We start from the raw sequence: 20317 nt of genomic DNA on the forward strand, positions 1-20317 counted from the left end.
CTATCGCATCCGCTGGGCGGTACGATTCCCCATGCCCCCATGCAACCCGTGGGGTCACTTGCCGCCTGGTTCCCGCCGTATCAGCACCGCCGTCAGGTCATCCGCCTGCGGCGCGCCTGCACTGAACCGGTTGATCTCCCCGTGCAACCCTTCGATGAACTCCTGCAACGGCACCGCTTGCCACGCCCCCAACAGCGCGCTTACACGCTCTTCTCCGAATTGCTCACCCTCCGGTGCGCTCGTCTCGTAGAACCCGTCCGTCAGCAGGATCGCCGCATCACCCGCCCCGAACTCGAACGACTCCGCGTCAAACTCCGCCCCATCCACCACGGCGAACGGAAAGCCGCCGGCTGGCCGCACTTCGATCTCGCTCCCACGTTGGAACAACAGCGGCCCCTGCCCCGCCGAAACATAATCCAAACGCTGCGCGTGTGGGTTCAGAATCCCCACGAAGGCCGTCACGAACCGCCCGTCCATCAGGTCCGCACACAGAATCCGGTTCACGTGCCGGGCCACCTCGGCCAGATTCGTCGTCACGGCCAGCAACGCGCGGATCAAGGAACGGCACTGGGCAATGACCAGTGCGGCCCCGATACCGTGCCCGGTCGCATCCGCCAGTAAAACCGCGAGTCGCCCGTCGGCGAGCGGGATGAAGTCGTAGCAGTCCCCGCCGGTCTCGTCGGCGGATGCGTTCCAGCCCGCAATCTCGTAACCTGGCAGCACCGGATTACCTTTCGGAAACAGGCGCTGCTGAATCTTCCGCGCGAGTTCCAGGTCACGGGCCATCCGCTGCTTGTGGGCATATTCCTCGAGCAGCGCGTAGCGATGAATCGCCACACCTGTTTGCGCGCTGAGCACGCGGGCCAGCTCCTCATCCTCAACCGTAAATGGCCCGCCATGTTTATTGAGCGCCTGCAACACGCCCATCAGCTCGCCGTGTGTATTCTCCAGGGGGAAGGTTAACAGGTTACGCGTCCGGAAGCCGGTCTGGCGGTCAATCTCCGGATTGAACTGGGGGTGTTGGTACGCATCCATGACTTTGACCACGGTTCGCAGCCCGGCGGCGGTTCCCGCGATACCACGGTCCGCCGGGAACCGAATCGACTCCGCACCTGTCGCCACGCGACTGTAGAGCTCGTTTTTCGGCCGGTCATAAAGGAAAACCGTGGCCCGCTCGCAATTCAGCACCGCGCAAGTCGCTTCGATGATCGTGCCCAGCAGTTCTGTGAGGTCGGTGGTCGCTCCCATCTGCCGGGAGATGTCGAGCAACCGTTGCAGGTCGGCGATTTTCGGGGACACAGCACCCATGGTGGGTAGCGTACGCAGCCCGCGCACAGGCGGCAAGGCGAAGCGGGCCCAGCTTTCGGACGCCGGGAACCCGGTTGGCAGGCGGTAACCTGCACACCCCAGCGATCTCACCCCCCGCCGCGCTCCAGCCGTATGATCGGCGTCAGCTCAAGAATGAAGGTGCGCTCACCGTGGCCGGGGAAGTGAACGCACGCGCGGGTCTGGCCGGGCGCCGGCCGGAGCCAGCGGATCTGCCCGACACCATAGGTCGTGTGCGCGACGATCGTCCCTGGACCCCACCCGAAATACGGCGAATCCGCCGGGGGCGCCACGCCCTCCGCCTCCGGCTCAGCCGCGGGCGCGCGCCGCAGCCGCGGGCGCCGCTTCAAGCGCTCAACCGCATCCGGCTCCACTGCCAGCGATTCCTGTTCGTCGGCCGTGCGTGCAGCGAAGCCCTTTCGCCGCGGCACCAGCTCCGCGGCCTCTTCCGGCGGTAAATCGTCCACGAGCGGTACGAAACCATCTGCGGCCGTCAACCCGCGCCCACCGAAGCGCAAGTCACTGTGTTTTTTCCAGCGCAGTGTCCCGTCATCCAGCTCATGCAGGAACTGGGAGGCCGGAAACGGCGTGTACCGCCCACGGATTTGCCGTTCCTGCACACGCGTCAGGTACAGCAGCTCACGTGCCCGTGTGAGCCCTACGAAGCACAGCCGGCGCTCCTCTTCCACATCGCCGTCGAGCTTCAGCGCGCGCTCATGCGGCAGCATGCCCTGTTCCAATCCGACCAGGAATACGACCGGAAATTCAAGCCCCTTGGCCGCATGGAGCGTCATCAGCATCACGCAGCCGGCCTGCTCGTCGACCGCATCCTGGTCACTGACCAAACTCACGTGGTGCAGGAAATCTTCGAGGGACGGCTCCTCCGCGTCGGTCTCGTAGTTCACAGCGGCCGTTACCAGTTCCTGCACGTTGGCCAGCCGGTCCTCGCCGCCGGAGTCGTGCTCAAGCTTGAATAGTTCCTCGAGCCCAGTACGTCGCAGAATCTCGCTCACCGATTCCGAAACTGGCTCGACGACCATGGGTTGCAATTCGTCCAGCAGCGCCACAAAGCCGCGCCACCTTGCCGGCCGCGGTCTTGAGCGCCGGGATTTCGCTCGTCCGGCGGCAGGCGTCCAACAGGGTGCACCCGGCTTCGTTCGCGAAAGTGCGAAGCCGCTCGACCGTCGTCTTGCCGATGCCGCGCGCGGGGGTGTTGATGATGCGCTCCAGAGCCACGTCGTCGGCCGGATTGAGCAGCAGCCGCAGATACGCGAGCACATCGCGGATTTCCTGCCGGTTGTAGAACTCCACCCCGCGCGCGATCCGGTAAGGGATTCGTTGCCGGCGCAACGCCTCTTCCAGCCCGCGCGAAACCGCGTTCACTCGGAAAAAAATGGCGAAGTCCGCCCAGGGGCGGCCGCCCGCCCGGGCCTGGGCGATCGTCGCAGCGATGCGCTCGGCCTCGCTGCGACTGTCGGCGAATTCCCAGACCTGCACGGCCTCGCCCGTTGGGTTGTCGGTCCACAACGCTTTGGCTTTGCGCCGCTCGTTTCGGGCGATGAGCCGGTCGGCGACGCCCAGAATCCGGCCAGTCGAGCGGTAGTTCTGTTCCAGTCGGACGATGCGGGCGGTGGGGAAGTCCCGCTCGAACTCGAGGATGTTGCGAATGTCCGCGCCGCGCCATGCATAGATGCTCTGATCCGGATCACCGGTGGCGCAGATGTTCGCGTGATGCCGTGACAGTGCTCGCGCGATGATGTACTGGGCGTAATTCGTGTCCTGGTACTCGTCGATGAGCAGGTACTGGAACCGGATGTTAAGCCGTTCCGTCAAGTCGTCGTGCTTCTGCAGCACCAGCGCCACGCGCATCAGCAGATCGTCGAAGTCGACCGCATTGCGCTGCCGCAAAAGCTGTTCATACGCGTCATACACGCGTGCCAGCACCTGCTGGTCGAAGAACTCGCTGGCGGCCTCCGCTTCGGCCGGTGTGCGCAGGCGGCTCTTGGCAGTGCTGATCTTCTCGCGCGCATCGGCCGGGCGCAACACGGCTTCGCTGACGCCTTCGAGCTCCAGCGCTTCCTTCACCACGCGCAAACTGTCACGTTCGTCGTAGATCGTGAAGCCGGGCTCGACACTCGCTAAGGCGCCGAACTCACGCAGCAAGCGCACACCGAGGGCGTGAAACGTGTACACCCACATGCCGCGGTCCACGCCGAGCTCCGTGATGCGGCGGCGCATCTCGCCGGCGGCCTTGTTCGTGAACGTAATCGCCAGGATGTGGCGCGCCGCAACGCCGCTGTGAACAAGGTAGGCCGCCCGGCGGGTGATGACCCGGGTCTTGCCACTGCCGGGACCGGCAATGACCAGCAGTGGGCCGTCGCGGTGCTGCACCGCAGCGCGCTGGGGCTCGTTCAGGTCGTGTAACAGACTGTCCGGACCGGGGCTGGGCATATCGCTTCCTATACCCGCGTGCGCGAGAGGCGTCCAACCGGCACGCGGCCGCCGGCCCAACCTGCTCCTGGCAAACATTTACACAGCCGTCCGCACTTCGAGCTTGAGCACGGTGACCTATCGATCTTGACGGCTGAGGAAAGCACCGATTTCTCCTGCCGCAGGTGTCAGGTGAGAAGGCCGCACTGCCGATATTATCTCTGGAACTACGCTGCCGGCCTTGGGGTCGGTGGCACACCCGTAAGGAGGCGCTCTATGTTCTACGGATTCCTGATCCTGTTGCTCACCGCCCTCTTCGGCGGACTGTTTGCCTTCGCGTAACGGAACCTGACGCGGCTGAAGCGAAATCGGCCTGTCCCCGCATTTCGTTGCGGAGACAGGCCGGTACACGTTCTGACCTGACCAACTTACTTAAGCGGGCGTTTGCCAGTCGTGGCCAACATTCAGCCGCGCCTCAGCACGCCGCCCAGCCACAGCTCGGATTCGAGCACTTCCGGCATCCTTCCTGCAGCATCAGCACGCTCGCGCACTCCGGGCAGCTCAGCTTGTAGTGTGTCGCCGCATCGTGCCGGTGCGTCACGCCATTCGTCACTTTTGCCACCTCGGCCGCGAGCAGCGCCCGCTTCTCCGCAACCGAAAGCAGTCCGCCCGCCACGGAAATCTGGGCAACCACCTGCGTTTCCGCGGCATCGTCGACGGTCGCAATCTCAACGACATCCACGAACTCGTCGACGCCGTCCTCGGGCTCGGCAAGCGCCACAGCGCCGTCGTCCCGCGGGCCAGACACAGCACCGCCGACGGTCGCAGACAACCGCATCGTGCTGGCACTGCCAGTGGTACGCGCCTCACGGGGTAGCGCTTCGGATGAGGCCCGGCGCGCCCGGACTTCCGCCGCGGCAACCTTGGTTACACTCTCGGCCGCCTGGCTGGCGGCGACCACGGCCGGTCCATGGATCGGCTCGGGGCCATGCCCGCCATTCCCATTGGCCCGATCCACGGTTGCGCCAGGAGGAGCAGCGGGCTGATCCAGCACACTCAGGTCGATCTCCCCGAGCAGCAGACTTCGCAGACCGAAGCGTTCTTTGGCGCGCATGTACTTCTTCAGAGCACAGGCGAGGCCGTCGCCGAGCGACATGATGCGGCCGGTGCGCGTCGGAATTTGCAGCGAGGAACCGATGCCTTCGAGCTGCTTGATGACGTGCTTGAGCGTGCCTCCGGACCGCAGCCAGAGCGAGATCATCCGGCAGATGGCTTCAAGGTCGCTGTTGGCGACGTCGCCACCTTTACCGAGCTGGGAGAAAACCTCCAACTCGCGATTGCGCCGCGGGTCAACGGTGATCTTCACATGCATGTTACCAAAGGGTGTCATCTGCCGGATACGCAGACCACTGACGATCTCCGGCAGGTCGAGCGGCTCGATCACGCGGTTGGCCACCGGAACGGCTTCGGGTGCGGCCGCCGGCAACGCTGCGGGGGCGGGGGCGGTCTGGGCCTTGGGCTCGTCTTTCTTCAGGGCCATCGGCTGGAACGAACGGCAGCCGTCACGATAGACGGTCACGCCCTTGCACCGCAGGGTATAGGCCAGTGAGTAGATCTGCTCCACTTCGTCGCGTGTGGCGGCGTTGGGAAAGTTGATCGTCTTGCTGATCGACGCATCGCAATGCCGCTGGAACCCGGCCTGCATCTGCATGTGCCATTCCGGCGTAATGTCGTGTGCACAGACGAACACGCGCCGCACATCCTCCGGAATGCCATCGAGGTGGGCGAGAGTCCCCTCACGGGCGAGCTGCTCCATCAGGTCGTCCGTGTAGAAGCCGCGCTCTTTGGCCACGGTGCGGAAGAGCTCGTTGACCTCGACCAGCGGCCGCTCGCCCTGCTTCTGCCCGCGCAGCACGTTGCGGATGAAGGCCAGCGAGAACATCGGCTCGATCCCACCGGAGCAGTTCGCCAGGATGCTGATCGTACCGGTGGGCGCCACCGTGGTTACCGCGGCGTTACGCATCGGACGGTTGTGCACAGTCTGCCAGCGGCTGCCTTCCCAGTTCGGGAACGAGCCCCGCTCCCGCGCCAACAGTTCGCTGCATGCGTGTGCTTCATCGTTGAGGAACTGCATGAAGCGTTCGCCCCACTGTACGCCTTCGGGGCTGTTGTAGGGCACTCCCAGCTTGTAGAGCGCATCGGCAAAACCCATCACCCCAAGACCGATCTTGCGGTTGGCCTTGCAGACCGCGTCGATCTCGGGCAGCGGGTAGTTGTTCGCATCGATGACGTTATCGAGAAAGCGCGTCGACTCGTGAATCACGCCGCGCAGCCCCTCCCAATCCACCTCCGCCTCCGGCGTGCAATCGTTTCGCACGAAAAGACCGAGGTTCACGCTGCCGAGATTGCACGCCTCGTAGGGCAGCAGCGGCTGCTCGCCACACGGATTCGTCGCCTCAATCCGGCCTACGTGCGGTGTCGGGTTGAACTCGTTGATCCGGTCGATGAACACGACCCCCGGCTCACCCGTCTGCCACGCATTGGCAACAATGATGTTCCAGATATCGCGCTTGGTGTACACACGGCCGCGCAGCTCCGCGGGAATCTCACCCGTGAGTCGCGGGGTAGTGTAATACGATTCACGGCTACCATGGGCTGTCGGTTCGACACCATCGATGACCGCCAGGTCGCGAACATCGTACTTCCAGATTTCGAGATCACGCCGCAGGACCGCGGCTTTGCCGGTGCGCGGATTGCGAACGACGTGGGGTGAATCCGGATCGGCGAGAAACTCCTCCATCCACGCATCCGTGACCTTCACGGAAATGTTGTAGTTGGTGAAGCTGTCGAGATTCTGCTTGGCGTGCAGGAATTTCAGGATATCGGGGTGATGAATGTACATCATCCCCATGTTGGCGCCCCGGCGGAAGGCACCCTGCTGAATCGCATTGGTCGCTTCGCTGAAAGCCTTCCAAAACGTGATCGGGCCGCTGGTCGTTCCACCGCTCGACTGAATGAAGTCACCCGTGGGGCGCAACTCATCGAAGGCGAAACCGGTTCCACCGCCAGCTTTCTGTATGAGAGCCGTGTGCTTGATGCTGTCGAAGATGTCATTGATCGAATCGCGGACCGGCAGCACAAAGCACGCTGAAAGCATGCCCATTTCCCGGCCGGCGTTCATCAACGTCGGGGAGTTAGGCATATAAGCACCGCTCACCATCAGCCGGTAGAAGCGGTCCTCCCAGGCCTGGCGCTGCAGCTCGTTCCCGCCGTAGCGCAGCTCCACCGCAGCAATGGTGCGAGCCACGCGGCGGAACAACTCTGCGGGCTTTTCAATGCATTCGCCCTGCTCGTTCTTCTTCAGGTAGCGTGCTTCCAGAACCTTCCGGGCGTTCTCGGTCAGGACGGGCTCATCCATGAGGTTCAACGGCGCAGACGTCGAAAGGGGCATCCGTGGTCTCCCATTCGAGGGGGGATCTATGTGATAACGTCCAATCAGATGTGGCGGGCGCTGGTGCCGGAGCTACCAACCACGGTGCCCCTCACTGGCACCACCCACATTTTGAGGGGCAATCCGAAGTATAGCCCAAGATGTAGTAGGCGTCAAAGAAAAACGCGGCACTCAGCAGTTTCGTCGTAACCCTATCATGCATATTGGCTTACCACCTGTGGGATAATCGCTACCCGCAATCCCTATTGGTAGTAGTTGAGTCCGTGATCAGACGCAGTCTGGCCACCTCAGAATACCTAACTATAATAGAACATAGAACCGAATTGCAAGAAAATTCCCCGTGTAGATGTCGTAAAACGACCACCGGCCAACCGTCTGGCCCGCCCCCTACTCCATCTCGAAAATCACCAGCACACTCGCATGGATCTCGATCGACTCTGGTCCGAGCCACTCGATTTCGAGTTCGTCGGAATCGTGATGCTCATCAACGGCATCCTGGTTCTGCCCCTGCCCGAACAGCCCGCCTCCCTGGCCCGACCCATACCAGTCCGGATTCCCGATCTTGAGCGGCCGCCCCAGCCGCACGCCTAGTTCCGCGGCCATCCGCTCGGCCTGCCGCCGCGCATCGCGGACGGCTTCCAGTTTCGCCCGTTCAACAAGTTCCTGCCGATTCTCGTGCGTTACGAAGTCGATCGATACACGGTTGGCGCCGGCCTTGAGCACAGCGGCGGTCAGTTTCTGCGCCTGGCTCGTATCCGCCATGATTACAACGGTGGACTGGCTCGCATCGTAACCAAGGAATGTACCTTCACGGTCATGTTCGGGCGCCACCGTGAACGCGTCGATACGCGTACGACCCCGGTCGATCGGATAGGTCTGCACCGCGGCGCTGATTTCGCGCCCGGCATCGACCACCCGACGAACGGCCTTGTCGACCTCCATATCGCGCGCCCATACCGCCGCGACGAGTTGAAACGCCTGAGGTGGCACCCGCACCACACCTTCACCTCGCACTGCAATGGTGCGCGGATTGGCGGGTACTACCGCGCCTGATTGGGTTGTACCGGGCGCGGTGCAGCCGACCAGTAATGCAAGTGTGCTTAGCATCAGTCCTGCGACCCAGCGTTCTTGAGGTACACCCATGGCTTGCTCCCGGGGCAGCAGGCACATCGCACGCAACAAGGCCGTGCTTCGGGCGAACCCGTGCTGTGCACCCCAGACTTGGACGCGCAAGCGCCCGGGAAGGTTCCCGGCTCAAATTGCCAGAGCGAACACCCGCCCGATCCAGAAATCCTGTTATAATTCACACTGCAAATGAACCGCTTCAACGTAATGCACGCACTGGGGTTACGTATCGCCCCGTCGCGATCTTGTTTCCGCGCGCATTGAATCCCCTAGGAGTTTCGCAGTCATGAAGAAGTTCTCCCACCCGCTCGTCGCCGTCATCATCTGCGCTCTTACGCTTCCGGCTGTCGGTATGGCCAACAGCGACATTGAGAAGCTCCCCGCGGACCAGGTACCCAAGATCAAGGCACCCTCCGAGACGCCCCACGGCCAGAAGCCGCTGCGTGTGAAGGTGCTGGCGCTCTACTTCAACCCATTCATACCTGGGAATCTCCACTCCCCGGACGATGCCGACGCCAAGCCGAAGTCCATCCAGGAGCTCGGCGGGTGGAACGATCCGCTCCCGCTCACCGCGGGCTACATCCAGGACATGTGTGACGCCAGTGGCGGATTGCTCCAGTATGAGATCGTCGAGTGGCTCACCGTTCGCCGCTTCCAGAAGAAGGTGGATGGGTACACCTACACGCCTGAGGCGTACATGCAGGGCTTGCGGGCCGGTACCGGCCGGGCGGATGCGTGGCACCGTCCCGACGGTCTCGATTATCCGCACATGATCAAAGAGTTCGACATTGTTCGCCGCGTGGAATCCGGCGAGATCGACGAAGTATGGATGTTCGGCGCCCCCTACTTCGGTTATTACGAAACCTGCATGGCCGGCAAGGACGCTTTCTGGATCAACGGCAAAGCATTCACGGAAGTGCTGAGCAATCGCCGCTTTGTCATTGCGGGCTTCAACTATGAACGCGGCGTCGCCGAGATGATCCACAACATGACCCACCGGGCCGAATCGACCATGTCGCGGATCTACGGCGGCTGGAAGGTCGACCAACTCACCAACAACTGGGCCAAGTTCGCGGCCAACGAGCACCAGTCCGGCACTGCCGCCGTCGGCACCTGCCACTACCCCCCCAACGGCGAAAAGGACTACGACTACGCCAATGAGCGCTATGTCGAGAGCACGGCCGACGACTGGAAGCACTTCCCCGACCTGCAGGGTCGCAGCCGAAAGTTCAACCGCGAAGAATGGGCCGCGCCGCACAAGAATCGCAACGGCAACCCGGACTACCATCGCAATTTCCAGATCTGGTGGTGGTCACACCTGCCGAAAGCGCCCGGCGTCAACGAAGATGGCCGTGTGAACAACTGGTGGGAGTACCTGTACAACTTCAATGCCTACGACGAGCGCGGTAAGCCGCTGCCGGACGTGAAGCCGGCGACCGACTCCGACGCGGAGAAACAGGGCTACCGCCGGCCGGCGTAGTTGCGGTGGTATCCGCGGGCGGCACAGCGTGCGGTATCATGCCGCCATGCCGCCCGCGCTCCATCCCGATACCGCTCCGCTCGGCCTGATTGCCGGGGAGGGTGAGCTACCGCGCCTGGTGGCCCGAAATGCCCGCGCCGCCGGCCGGCGCGTCTGCGCAGTGGCCATTCGCGGCTCGGCCGACCCCGCTCTACGGGAGCTGGTCGATCGGTTCTGCTGGCGAGGGGTCGTCCAGCTCGGCCGCTGGATCCGCGTCTTCCGCCGGGCTGGGTGCCGCGAGATCGTCATGGTCGGCCGTGTGCGCAAGGCCGACATGTTCGCTGGTCCACGTTGGCTGCAATGGCTGCGGTACGTACCCGACCTGACCAGCATCCGCCTCTGGTATCGACACGTACGCGACAAGCGCAACGATTCGCTGCTCGGCGCCGTGGCGGACGAACTCAGCCGACGAGGTCTAACCTTGATTGACTCCACCCGCTACTGCCCCGAAGCACTCGCTACCGCCGGCGTGCTCACCCCGTTCCCCCCACCGCGCGGTGTGCTCACGGATGCCGAGTTTGCATGGCCGATTGCCCGTGCCATCGGCGCGTACGACATCGGTCAATCCGTCGCCGTGAAGGAGCGCGAGATCATTGCCGTCGAAGCCATTGAGGGCACAGACCAACTTATCGCGCGCGCGGGTCAACTCTGTCTGGCCGGCGGCTGGACACTCGTCAAGCTCGCCAAGCCGGATCAGGACATGCGCTTCGACGTGCCGACCGTAGGCCCGCAGACCCTCGAGAATCTCCACCATCACCGTGCCGCCGGTCTCGTCATCGAAGCGGGTCGCACGATCGTACTGGAACGTGAGAAGCTGCTAGAGCTCGCTGCGAAGTATCGCATCACTGTCATCGGTCGGGGCAACGAACCACTTACCACAACACTGGCCCAGCGCTAAAGACCAGCTCCGTGGCGCAACGGTTTCAACTTCGCAGAGCTGCGCTGCGGCATTGAAACGGTTACGGCGAGCACGACTGCCTCTCTACGAATGTGGTGGACACCGACTGTATGCGCGTGCAATACTTCTACTGGATGTAGTTCGGCGCGCGGCAGCGGTGTCGGGACCTTCGCTCATTTCTTGTCGGCCCTGAGCCACTCGACAGCACGCCTACCGGTCGAACGTGCTTCTAGACCTGCATGGGTCACACGTCCTGCCGCTGTGGCACTTGCGACAACTCCATCCAGGACCGGTAGAAGTGCGCGGACCGGCGCTCCAGGAGGACATGTGATGGAACTGCGTACGAAGGGGTGCGTGGTCGCGCTGGCGGCTGCGCTGCTAATCAGTTGGTGCCCACCGGTCCAGGCCGTCGAGGTGGGCATTACTTTTGAGATCCACCAGGACATCCTCGATCCGGCCTTCTGGCCGAATGACTTCCACCTAGTGGCGATCGTCTGCACGCAAAATCCCAACCTCTTGCTCGTTGATCACCTCCCGGGGCCATTCGATCCGGCACTGTTTTCATTCCAAGCGCTCAAGTTGTCCCCCGACCCTGACAACTGCTGGTGGATGATCAGCGCGCAGTGGGCCCGGCCGCCGGGGATCGGCTACCTCCCTTACTGCACCGTGTTGCGTTTGGGGCTGCTGCTCGATGTTGGCGATGCGAACGTGATCATTCACGCCTTCGGCTGGTGGACGCGTGACGGGATTCCGGTCGGCATTCTGGGACCGCAACTGCTCAACATGGGCTTCGTCCCGCTGCTGGGCTTCGACGTACAGGACCAGCAGGCGATCCAGGTGCTGAAGATCGGTAATGGGTTGACCCCGCTTGCACCGCACCCGCCACCACCGCCGCCGCCGGGCCCGGCACCGATGTGGCCCCCGCCTCCTATGCAGATTGAACTTCTGCGTATGGACGTACTGCCGCTGCCCCCGGGCACAACTCCTCCATTCCATGAGTTGTACGCGGGTGGTCCCCAGGAGCAGTATCCCTGGGTGCCAATCGTGCATCCGTCGGGGGCGCCGATCTCCCCGCTTGAGCCGCTACCCATGCCAGGGCACTCGCACATCGAGGTGATTCTGAATGCGCTCATGCCCGGCGCTTTGCGACCGCAGATTCCGACACCGATTGAGCCGGGCGGTTTTCTGCTGGCTCGGCAGTGGGTGCGTTTCCGGAACAACAGCGGCTCGTTCGAGGAGCGCTGGTTCTTCGAGATTCACGGGGCGGAACTGCGGGAGGCCTGCTGCCTGCCCGATGGCACCTGCGTCGATGTGTCCAGATTTCAGTGCTTGCAGTTGGGTGGCGATCCGCAAGGCCCGGGCACCGTCTGCGCCAACACGATCTGTCTCACACCCATGGCTTGTTGCATGCCTGAGGGTTACTGCCTGATGGCGATCTCCATGCAATGCATCTCGATGGGCGGAAACCCCGTCGGTGGGCCGTGCCTGGGCGACTCGAACGGCAACGGAGTCGATGATGCGTGCGAGTTGCCGGAGGCCTGCTGCCTGCCGGACGGGACCTGCCTCGATGTACCGCCCTACCAGTGCCAGCAGCAGAACGGCCAGCCGATGGGACCGGGGACCCAATGCTCCCAGACCATTTGTCCGCAGCCGGAGGCCTGCTGCCTGCCGAACGGCTCCTGTGTCGACGTGTTGCCATCGCTGTGCATGCAGCAGGGCGGCAGACCCATGGGGCCGGGTACCAACTGCATGCTCGTCGCCTGTCCGCAGCCACCGCCAAACGACAACTGTCCACAATGGATCCCGATCGGCGAGACGGCTGGCTCTTTCTTCGATACGACCTGGGCGACGCTCGATGGGCCGAACCACTGCCAGATGGTGAAGAACATCTGGTACTGCTATACGGCGACCTGCACCGGAACGGCCACTATCAGTCTTTGCGGCAGCAGCTACGACACCAAGCTGGCGGTCTACCACGACTGTGCCTGCTACCTGCCGCTGTCCATGATGATGTGCTGCGACGACAACTCCTGCGGCCTGCAATCCCAGTGCGTCATCCCGGTCAACGCCGGTCACCAGTACCTGATCGAGATCGGCGGGACCACGGCGCCGTCACCACTGCCGCCCTTCGGACCGGGTGTGCTGACGATCACCTGCGTCGGTGAACCGGAGTCGGCCTGCTGCTTGCCGGACGGTTCCTGCGTGCTGGTGGGGCCGGCGCAGTGCATGATGATGGGGGGTCGGCCGGTGCCGGGGCAGGTGTGCCTGGGCGACTCGAACGGCAACGGAGTCGATGATGTGTGCGAGTTGCCGGAGGCCTGCTGCCTGCCGGACGGGACCTGCCTCGATGTACCGCCCTACCAGTGCCAGCAGCAGAACGGCCAGCCGATGGGACCGGGGACCCAATGCTCCCAGACCATTTGTCCGCAGCCGGAGGCCTGCTGCCTGCCGAACGGCTCCTGTGTCGACGTGTTGCCTTCGTTGTGCATGCAGCAGGGCGGCAGACCCATGGGGCCGGGTACCAACTGCATGCTCGTCGCCTGTCCGCAGCCGCCGCCAAACGACAACTGTCCGCAGTGGATCCCGATCGGCGAGACGGCTGGCTCTTTCTTCGATACGACCTGGGCGACGCTCGATGGGCCGAACCACTGCCAGATGGTGAAGAACATCTGGTACTGCTATACGGCGACCTGCACCGGAACGGCCACTATCAGTCTTTGCGGCAGCAGCTACGACACCAAGCTGGCGGTCTACCACGACTGTGCCTGCTACCTGCCGCTGTCCATGATGATGTGCTGCGACGACAACTCCTGCGGCCTGCAATCCCAGTGCGTCATCCCGGTCAACGCCGGTCACCAGTACCTGATCGAGATCGGCGGGACCACGGCGCCGTCACCACTGCCGCCCTTCGGACCGGGTGTGCTGACGATCACCTGCGTCGGTGAACCGGAGTCGGCCTGCTGCTTGCCGGACGGTTCCTGCGTGCTGGTGGGGCCGGCGCAGTGCATGATGATGGGGGGTCGGCCGGTGCCGGGGCAGGTGTGCCTGGGCGACTCGAACGGCAACGGAGTCGATGATGTGTGCGAGTTGCCGGAGGCCTGCTGCCTGCCGGACGGGACCTGCCTCGATGTACCGCCCTACCAGTGCCAGCAGCAGAACGGCCAGCCGATGGGACCGGGGACCCAATGCTCCCAGACCATTTGTCCGCAGCCGATCGGGGCCTGTTGCTACGCAGGGTTCTGCACGCAAGTTCCACGTCCGCTCTGCGTAGCGCTGGGTGGCACCTGGTTCGGTCCGGGTTCGCAATGCACACCGCAACTATGTGTCTGCCTGGGCGATCTGAACTGCGACACCGTCGTCAATTTCGGCGACATTTCGCTGTTTATCGCGGCGATTAAATGGGCCGCCCCACCACAGACGTGGCCATACAACCCGGCCGCAGGGGTTTGTGCCTATCTGAACGGTGACTTCACCGGGAATGGCATCGTGGCGTTCGAGGACATCTCACCGTTCATTGCAGCGATCAAGAACCCACCGCCACCTTGTACGACACCCTAGTGGCGGGGTTCGGAGCGGGAACGAAGCAGCGGATTACGGCTCCGTGCGACCGTACGAGCAAGCGGCACACGGAGCCGTAGCGGGATGTGGCGTAGCCATCCGGCCTATGTGAAGCCAGCCGGCACAGATTCGCAGCACCTTGCGGGGGATGTGAGGACGACTGATGAAACCGAGTTGTCTTGTAGTCCTGGCGGTCGGCTCGCTCATGCTTCTGGGTGCGATGAGCGCCCACGCGACCGTTGATTACGATCCCGGCTGGTTCTGGGACAGTTACAAGGTTCGGAATGGGCCGGCCTCCACCGGCTACAAGGTGCAGTTGTGCTATCGGTGCCGCTCCTGGCGCACCGTATCCAGCGGCACTACGAACTCTTCCGGCAACGCCTCGGGGCGGATCATCCGCTGGGGACCAGGACATGGTAAGCAACCCGGCCACCTGCGCGTACGCGTAGTCTTCAATAACGGCGGCACCCAAGGCGGTCGGTTTGTCGGTCTGACGGGAACGGGTAACCAGCATGTGACGGCTTCGGTATCCGATCACATGGTGGGTTTACCGGGGGTGAGCGGTGCGCAGTTGATCGTAGTTTCACAGAATTCGGCGAGCTTGGTCGTCGAGACGGGCGAGACCGCCTGGTTCCTGGACGGAAGCGCGGTCACCCTGCGCCTGCCCGAACATTTCGTGTTCGCCGAACCCCCCATCGCGATGCCGACGGTGCCGGGCGATTTAATCCTCGGGCCGGCGTTACTCATCGAAGGTGGGCGCGCGGTGCAAGTGCCGGTGTTCGCCAATGCACGGGCCGAGCCCACCAGCGGGATTGCTTTCCTGAATGTCTGGATCGCGTACGACGGCCTCACGCCGGCGGACTACTACTGGCCGAGTGTAACGGCGCTGGCTGCTCGGACCCCATCCGGGTCTCCCTTCGACACGTTGGAGCAGGGCGAAGTGCGGGGCCACTTCCGCGGCATCCGGGTGCAGGCACCACAACCGGCCGCGTGGTTCGATGAGACGGGCGGCGGGTTGTGGTCCACGTTCGGTGAGCTGCAGAATGGATTCGCGGCTTGGCTGGGTAGCCCGGATCGGGAGATCGGGTTTGAGGAGTTCCCGCCGGGAACCAAGATCACAGATGAGTACGACCCGCAAGGCGTCTGGTTCAGCGGCGCGGAGGGTGGAAACTACGACGAGTTGACCGGGGTGCGCCCCGAAGGCGATCCCAATCTCGTGCAGAACTTGACCGGGTACGACGGCTCGTATCAGCCCGACGGGTCGCACGTCTACATCCGCTTTCAGAACACGCTCGCCAACCCGGCCGCTCCAGTGACCTTCACCTTCGACAGTCTGCAGCGACGTGTCGGTGGATTCATGGCATGTGGTGTGGAAGGGCCGGAGCACAGCTTTACGGTGACCGCATACGATGTCTACGGCGAACCGCTGGCGCAACGCTTGCAAGTGGCGCAGGTCTGGGAACCGGATCCGACCGGACAGAATGCGGAAACGTTCTTTGGAGTCGAGGCCCCTTATCCTTGCATCCAGAGAGTCACGATCAGCAACAACGCGTTGCTACCGTTTGCCGACACGTTGATCTTTGACAATCTCGCGTGGGCCGCGTGGCCGACACGCGCATTGGGCGATCGCGACCTCGATGGAGATATCGACGGGGACGACTTCCTGCTGTTCGCGGAATGCCTGACGGGCCCGGATGCACCGCAGGCGGGTCTGGCCATGACCGACGAGTGCCAGGAGGCCTTCGAAGCGGTAGGCGATTTCGACATCGACCTGGAAGACTTCGCCGTGCTGCAACAGGCCTGTACCGGGGTGCTCTAAAGTGAGCGTGGCTGCACCGGTCTCCTGATCTCAACGCCGCACGCGGAGGGACCGCCGCGCAGCGCGCAGGCCAACCGGGGTAAACCGGTCGCACCTGCGTACTGCGCACAAGCCCGGCGCCGCGCTACTCCGCCGCGGGCGGACCACTCTCAAAAGACTGTAGCGCAAGGTAGTTCAACCCGAAGCGCTTGATGTTGTCGAGTTGCTTGTCAAACGTGTCGAAGTGCCCCTCCTCATCCGCCACGAGGGCTTCGAAGATCTGCTTCGATACCGCGTCCGCATTCGCGCTGCAAGCCAGCGCGGCCTTGTTGTAGTCCTGCGCTGACTGCTGTTCCATGGCTGCCGCCCGCGCGAGAATATCCGCCGGCTCGGTGATTGCTTCCACCGGGCCTGCCAGGGCCATCTTGACGTCGCCCTTGAGGAAGAGGATACGCTCGGCCAGCTTCTCGACATGCCCCATCTCGATGACTGCGATGCGCTTCAGCAGCGCCGCCAGCGGATTGAAGCCCTGGTCGTCGAGATGAAAGTGCCAGTACATGTACTGATGCACCGCCTGCAATTCATCGGCCACGGCCTCATTCAGCAACTCGATGCTCTTCTGGGTGTCCATCACAACTCCTTCGCTGCGGCCACTTCCCGGACAGCGCTACATTGCCACACCCGGCCCGGCACCCGCGCCTGTCTGATGCGCGAACTACGAAGCGTCAACCTACGACTTGGCCGCCACAACGTCAACGGCAGGGCCATGACCCCACCGCCGGTACGGTCGCTCCCTTGCCCACAGGCGACTCGCCGCTACAGTTACCGGTGAGCCGATCGCGCGGTGCGTCACGAGGCGTGCTGCCAATCACCTATGTACGATGGGAGCCACACATGACTGTGACCATGACGCGCGCCCGCGCCCTGTGCTCGAAGTCCGAACTGGAACTGGTGCTCGCCAGCACGCCCGCGCAGCGGAATCTGTTATCGGCCAGCCGCTTGCGCAGCAAGGTAACCCGGGCCCGCAAGTTGCGCGACAAATACCGCGACCTGGCCGCCGGTCAGCGCCGCGAAGCCCGCGGGAAGCAGTCCCCGCGGTCCGCGCGCCCAGCACGGACCAACGCCAACACGGCGCTGAAAGCACAACTCTTCGACGAAGTGCTCACCCGCTTCCAGGCACAGCTCGAACGTGTCGAGGCCGGCTCCGCCACACCGACACCCAAGCAAGAACGCCAGGCCACGAAGTCTGCACGGAAGGCCGCCAAGCAGGAACGCAAAACCGAGCGCCGCGAGGATCCAGCCGTACCGACCCGTGCGGATGACGTTCCGGCGACGCCAGCCGCTGCGCGGCCGACCAAGGCACCTCCCCGCCGGAGTCGCAAGAAGCCCACGCTCAAGGGCAGTGCGCTACCACCCGCCGCGCCCCGCAAGAAAGCCGCCCGGAAGCTGCCCCGTGCCACGGCACGCCGCGCACAGAGCGAGGACTCGGCCGCGTTTCGCGTGCAGGACACACAGAAGCGCAGCGGGCAGAAGAAGGTGCAGGGACACATCGCCGCGCGTGGACGACGCAATCAGGCCAAGCGTGATGCGCGCTAGCCGTCATGATCACCAGCCCACGCATCGGGCTGTGGCGAAAGCAGCAGGATGAGGGCACCCGGATCGTCACCCGCAGCGGAGCGGACCCCGCGGCGGGAGGCGGTGCACGCATGGGTGCGTGAGCACGATGACCGCTGGCTCTTCATCGTGGGCTACGTGGGCCTGGCCGTGGTGCTTTCCGTTTGGATCAGCTTGTTCTGGCTGGTCGCCGTAGTGAGTCTGCACCTACTCCTGGAGGTACTGCGGCAAAGACTGCTCGGTCCCGGCGCGCTCGCGGCGCGCGTCGTGTGGGAACTGAAGCTCGACTTGGCGCTGATCCTCTTCTCGTTTGTGCTCGCGGTGTACATGGAGGTGGTTCTTGGCGCGGCCGGACTGGGAGGCGTGGCCCGGCTGGGGGTGCGCGCCACGCCACGGGCGGCCGGGTGGATCCGCATACTCCGTGGTGCGCTGCTCTCGCTGGATGACGCCGCGCAGGTAGGGCGGGCCGCACTTGCCTGGCGCAAGCGTGGAATGGCTGACCGTGTGGATGATCTGCCGGCGGCGCCCGTGTATCGCTTTCACCCGCGGGAGTGGACCCCCGGGGATCATCTCGCGATCTGGCTCGCGGTGGTGTGCATTGCACTGCTGCTGTGCGCCCCCCTGCTTGTGTCGTTGCCGCTCGGCGAGGTGGGGCAACTGCTCCTCGACGAGTTACAACCGTTCCCACTGGCGGAGTGAGCCGCGGGTCTGGCCAGCCGCCCGCCGTGTGCCTATCTTACGGGTCGGACGACTGACGCAATCCTGTTCGGGAGACCGAGGTATGCTGCGAATCATCGTAGCCGGCACTGCGACGGTGCTGTGTTTGACGGGCTGCGCGCACACCGGCCTGCGTGGCCATGCTGGGCAATATGAGCGTACGTTTCAGGATGAGGTCGGAGTGTGGGGCAACGCCAACGAAGTCACTCTGCTGCGGGGCTCGGAGGTCAGCAAGCTGTCGATCCTTGGCGATGCCAACCGGGTCACGATCGAGAACGGCGCGACGATCCGTAAGCTCGAGATCGCCGGCCGCGACAACGTTGTGGAATACCCCGACGGCGAACGCTTCGAGTACAACTATCTCGGCATTCACAACCGTCTGATACGCAAACCCGTGCCGACACCACCGCCGCTCAGTCCGATCGAGGATATACCGGCTGAGCCCCCACCCCCACCCGTCGAAACCGGTGATCCACACTCCTAGGCCGGAGTGCGGTGCAACCATGCTTGAGACGGCGGGTACCATGGATTGGGTCGGCGGACGATCCGTGCACGCGGATCCACTGAACCATGCCACCCTCGCAGTACGCGAGGGGAGGAACTGTCGTGTATGAATGCCGCCAAGAACACAGGGAGCGATGGTTGGAATCGGCCACACGCCACCGACGCAGCACCTTCCCGTCAGCATGGGGCGCTGCCCTGACTGTCGGCGCACTGCTGCTGACCGCGTGCGATGCGCCCCCACCCGCCCGGGAAGGACCGCAAACCCGTCCGGCCGAACGTTCCACTGCACAGGCCGAACCCGGGACCGACCGGACCGCCACGCGCGACGCCTCCCAGTCCGACACACCCTTCACGACGCAACCCATTACGACGCAGCCCGCAGCGACGCAACCGGCCACGACACAGCCCGAGCGGGCGCCCTCCGAGCCGCCCCCCAAGTACGTGACGATCCTCAAGCAGTTCGATGCCGAGCGCCCCGCCGAGTTGACTGCCCGCATCGAGCGCGGCAATCGCCTGGTCATTGACACACGCAATGTCGAGCGACTGGAAATCCACCGCGACGAACTCGACTTTGCCCCGCAACGGTCCATCGCCCTCATGCTCGACGGGCAGCCCTTTGAATGGCTCCCCCGTTCGACCGTGAACCGGTTTGAGCGTTCGGCCAATGGGGTCTGGGCGCCGCTGCCGTAGCGGCCCCCCCGGGCCTGACTGGGGCCAGCGTCCGTATGACCGCATCGGAACCGCAGTACGTTTCGCGCGGAGGAGTCAAGCTGGCAGCCGCCCTGCGCGCCTTCCGCATCGACCCGCACGGCTGGACGGCCATCGACCTTGGTAGTCATGTCGGGGGATTCGTGGACTGCCTGCTGAAGCACGGCGCAGCTCGCGTGCATGCCGTGGACCCTGGGTACGGAATTCTCGACTACGCCCTCCGCCGTGATCCGCGGGTCGTCGTGCATGAACGCACCAATGCGCTGCGCTTCGTGCCACCGGAACAGGCCGACCTGGTTACCGTCGACGTGGGTTGGACCGCCCTGCGGCTCATCCTGCCGCTGTTGCGGCGGGCGCTGCGGCCAGAGGCACCCGGGGGCGCAATCGTGCTGGTCAAACCGCAGTACGAGGCGGCCCCCGCGGCTCGACCCGGTGGGGTTGTCGCCGAAGACCGGTTGGCGGAGGTGCTGGTGGAGTGCCGGGGGGAGGTGGCTCGCATCGGTTTCGAAGTCCGCGCCGAAATCGAGAGTCCCCTGCGTGGTCACGGTGGGAATCGCGAGTTTCTCTGGCACCTTTTCGATACAGTCACCTTACGTCCGACAGCGGGCGCCCCATGAACATCGAGGCGTGACTCCACTCGGTGCCACGCTTGTCGCCATCGGTTAGACT

14 protein-coding genes and 1 pseudogene are annotated in these 20317 nt (G+C 63.9%); 9 read left to right on the plus strand and 6 right to left on the minus strand.

The window, feature by feature from the left end; translation table 11 throughout:
* Positions 1 to 54 precede the first annotated feature (54 nt).
* The 5 genes and pseudogenes from IPM18_13070 to IPM18_13090 form a co-directional block, all read right to left on the minus strand.
* Positions 55 to 1308, minus strand: coding sequence for a SpoIIE family protein phosphatase (locus tag IPM18_13070; GenBank protein ID MBK9120511.1), 1254 nt, complete (start codon positions 1306 to 1308; stop codon positions 55 to 57).
* 641 nt (positions 1309 to 1949) lie between these two features.
* Positions 1950 to 2366, minus strand: a pseudogene (locus IPM18_13075) (ATP-binding domain-containing protein).
* The gene (locus tag IPM18_13080; GenBank protein MBK9120512.1) at positions 2290 to 3777 is read right to left on the minus strand and encodes a UvrD-helicase domain-containing protein; all 1488 of its coding nucleotides are present in this window, start codon (positions 3775 to 3777) and stop codon (positions 2290 to 2292) included. The pseudogene IPM18_13075 and the gene IPM18_13080 overlap by 77 nt, the downstream one beginning before the upstream one ends.
* Before the next feature lie 454 nt (positions 3778 to 4231).
* Positions 4232 to 7207 (minus strand): adenosylcobalamin-dependent ribonucleoside-diphosphate reductase, encoded by a 2976-nt coding sequence (locus tag IPM18_13085; GenBank protein MBK9120513.1) that lies wholly within the window; start codon positions 7205 to 7207, stop codon positions 4232 to 4234.
* A gap of 387 nt (positions 7208 to 7594) precedes the next feature.
* Entirely contained in the window at positions 7595 to 8350 is a 756-nt protein-coding gene (locus tag IPM18_13090) for an SIMPL domain-containing protein (protein ID MBK9120514.1), read from the minus strand.
* A gap of 268 nt (positions 8351 to 8618) precedes the next feature.
* Here IPM18_13090 and IPM18_13095 point away from each other — a divergent pair, with 268 nt between their 5' ends.
* The 4 genes from IPM18_13095 (at position 8619) to IPM18_13110 (ending at position 16126) form a co-directional block, all read left to right on the plus strand.
* Positions 8619 to 9812, plus strand: coding sequence for a hypothetical protein (locus IPM18_13095; GenBank protein MBK9120515.1), 1194 nt, complete (start codon positions 8619 to 8621; stop codon positions 9810 to 9812).
* Positions 9813 to 9858: 46 nt separating this feature from the next.
* Entirely contained in the window at positions 9859 to 10749 is an 891-nt protein-coding gene (lpxI, locus tag IPM18_13100) for a UDP-2,3-diacylglucosamine diphosphatase LpxI (GenBank protein ID MBK9120516.1), read from the plus strand.
* Between the two features lie 330 nt (positions 10750 to 11079).
* A complete protein-coding gene (locus IPM18_13105; protein ID MBK9120517.1) occupies positions 11080 to 14307 on the plus strand; it encodes a hypothetical protein in 3228 nt (1075 codons plus the stop codon).
* 163 nt (positions 14308 to 14470) lie between these two features.
* Positions 14471 to 16126 (plus strand): hypothetical protein, encoded by a 1656-nt coding sequence (locus IPM18_13110; protein MBK9120518.1) that lies wholly within the window; start codon positions 14471 to 14473, stop codon positions 16124 to 16126.
* Between the two features lie 124 nt (positions 16127 to 16250).
* Here IPM18_13110 and IPM18_13115 read toward each other — a convergent pair whose 3' ends face one another.
* A complete protein-coding gene (locus IPM18_13115) occupies positions 16251 to 16736 on the minus strand; it encodes a bacterioferritin (protein MBK9120519.1) in 486 nt (161 codons plus the stop codon).
* A 263-nt stretch (positions 16737 to 16999) separates the two neighbouring features.
* Here IPM18_13115 and IPM18_13120 point away from each other — a divergent pair, with 263 nt between their 5' ends.
* The 5 genes from IPM18_13120 to IPM18_13140 all read left to right on the plus strand — a co-directional run bounded on the left by IPM18_13120 (position 17000) and on the right by IPM18_13140 (position 20265).
* Entirely contained in the window at positions 17000 to 17701 is a 702-nt protein-coding gene (locus tag IPM18_13120; protein ID MBK9120520.1) for a hypothetical protein, read from the plus strand.
* A 48-nt stretch (positions 17702 to 17749) separates the two neighbouring features.
* Positions 17750 to 18418 (plus strand): hypothetical protein, encoded by a 669-nt coding sequence (locus IPM18_13125; GenBank protein ID MBK9120521.1) that lies wholly within the window; start codon positions 17750 to 17752, stop codon positions 18416 to 18418.
* 82 nt (positions 18419 to 18500) lie between these two features.
* Positions 18501 to 18920 carry a DUF3060 domain-containing protein gene (locus IPM18_13130; protein ID MBK9120522.1) on the plus strand — a complete coding sequence of 140 codons (420 nt, stop codon included), beginning with the start codon at positions 18501 to 18503 and terminating at the stop codon, positions 18918 to 18920.
* A gap of 158 nt (positions 18921 to 19078) precedes the next feature.
* Positions 19079 to 19630, plus strand: a complete 552-nt coding sequence (locus IPM18_13135; protein MBK9120523.1) for a hypothetical protein — start codon at positions 19079 to 19081, stop codon at positions 19628 to 19630.
* Between the two features lie 35 nt (positions 19631 to 19665).
* Entirely contained in the window at positions 19666 to 20265 is a 600-nt protein-coding gene (locus tag IPM18_13140; GenBank protein MBK9120524.1) for a TlyA family rRNA (cytidine-2'-O)-methyltransferase, read from the plus strand.
* The last annotated feature ends 52 nt before the right edge of the window (positions 20266 to 20317 follow it).

Source organism: Phycisphaerales bacterium, assembly GCA_016716475.1.
Lineage (GTDB): Bacteria > Planctomycetota > Phycisphaerae > UBA1845 > Fen-1342 > JADJWG01.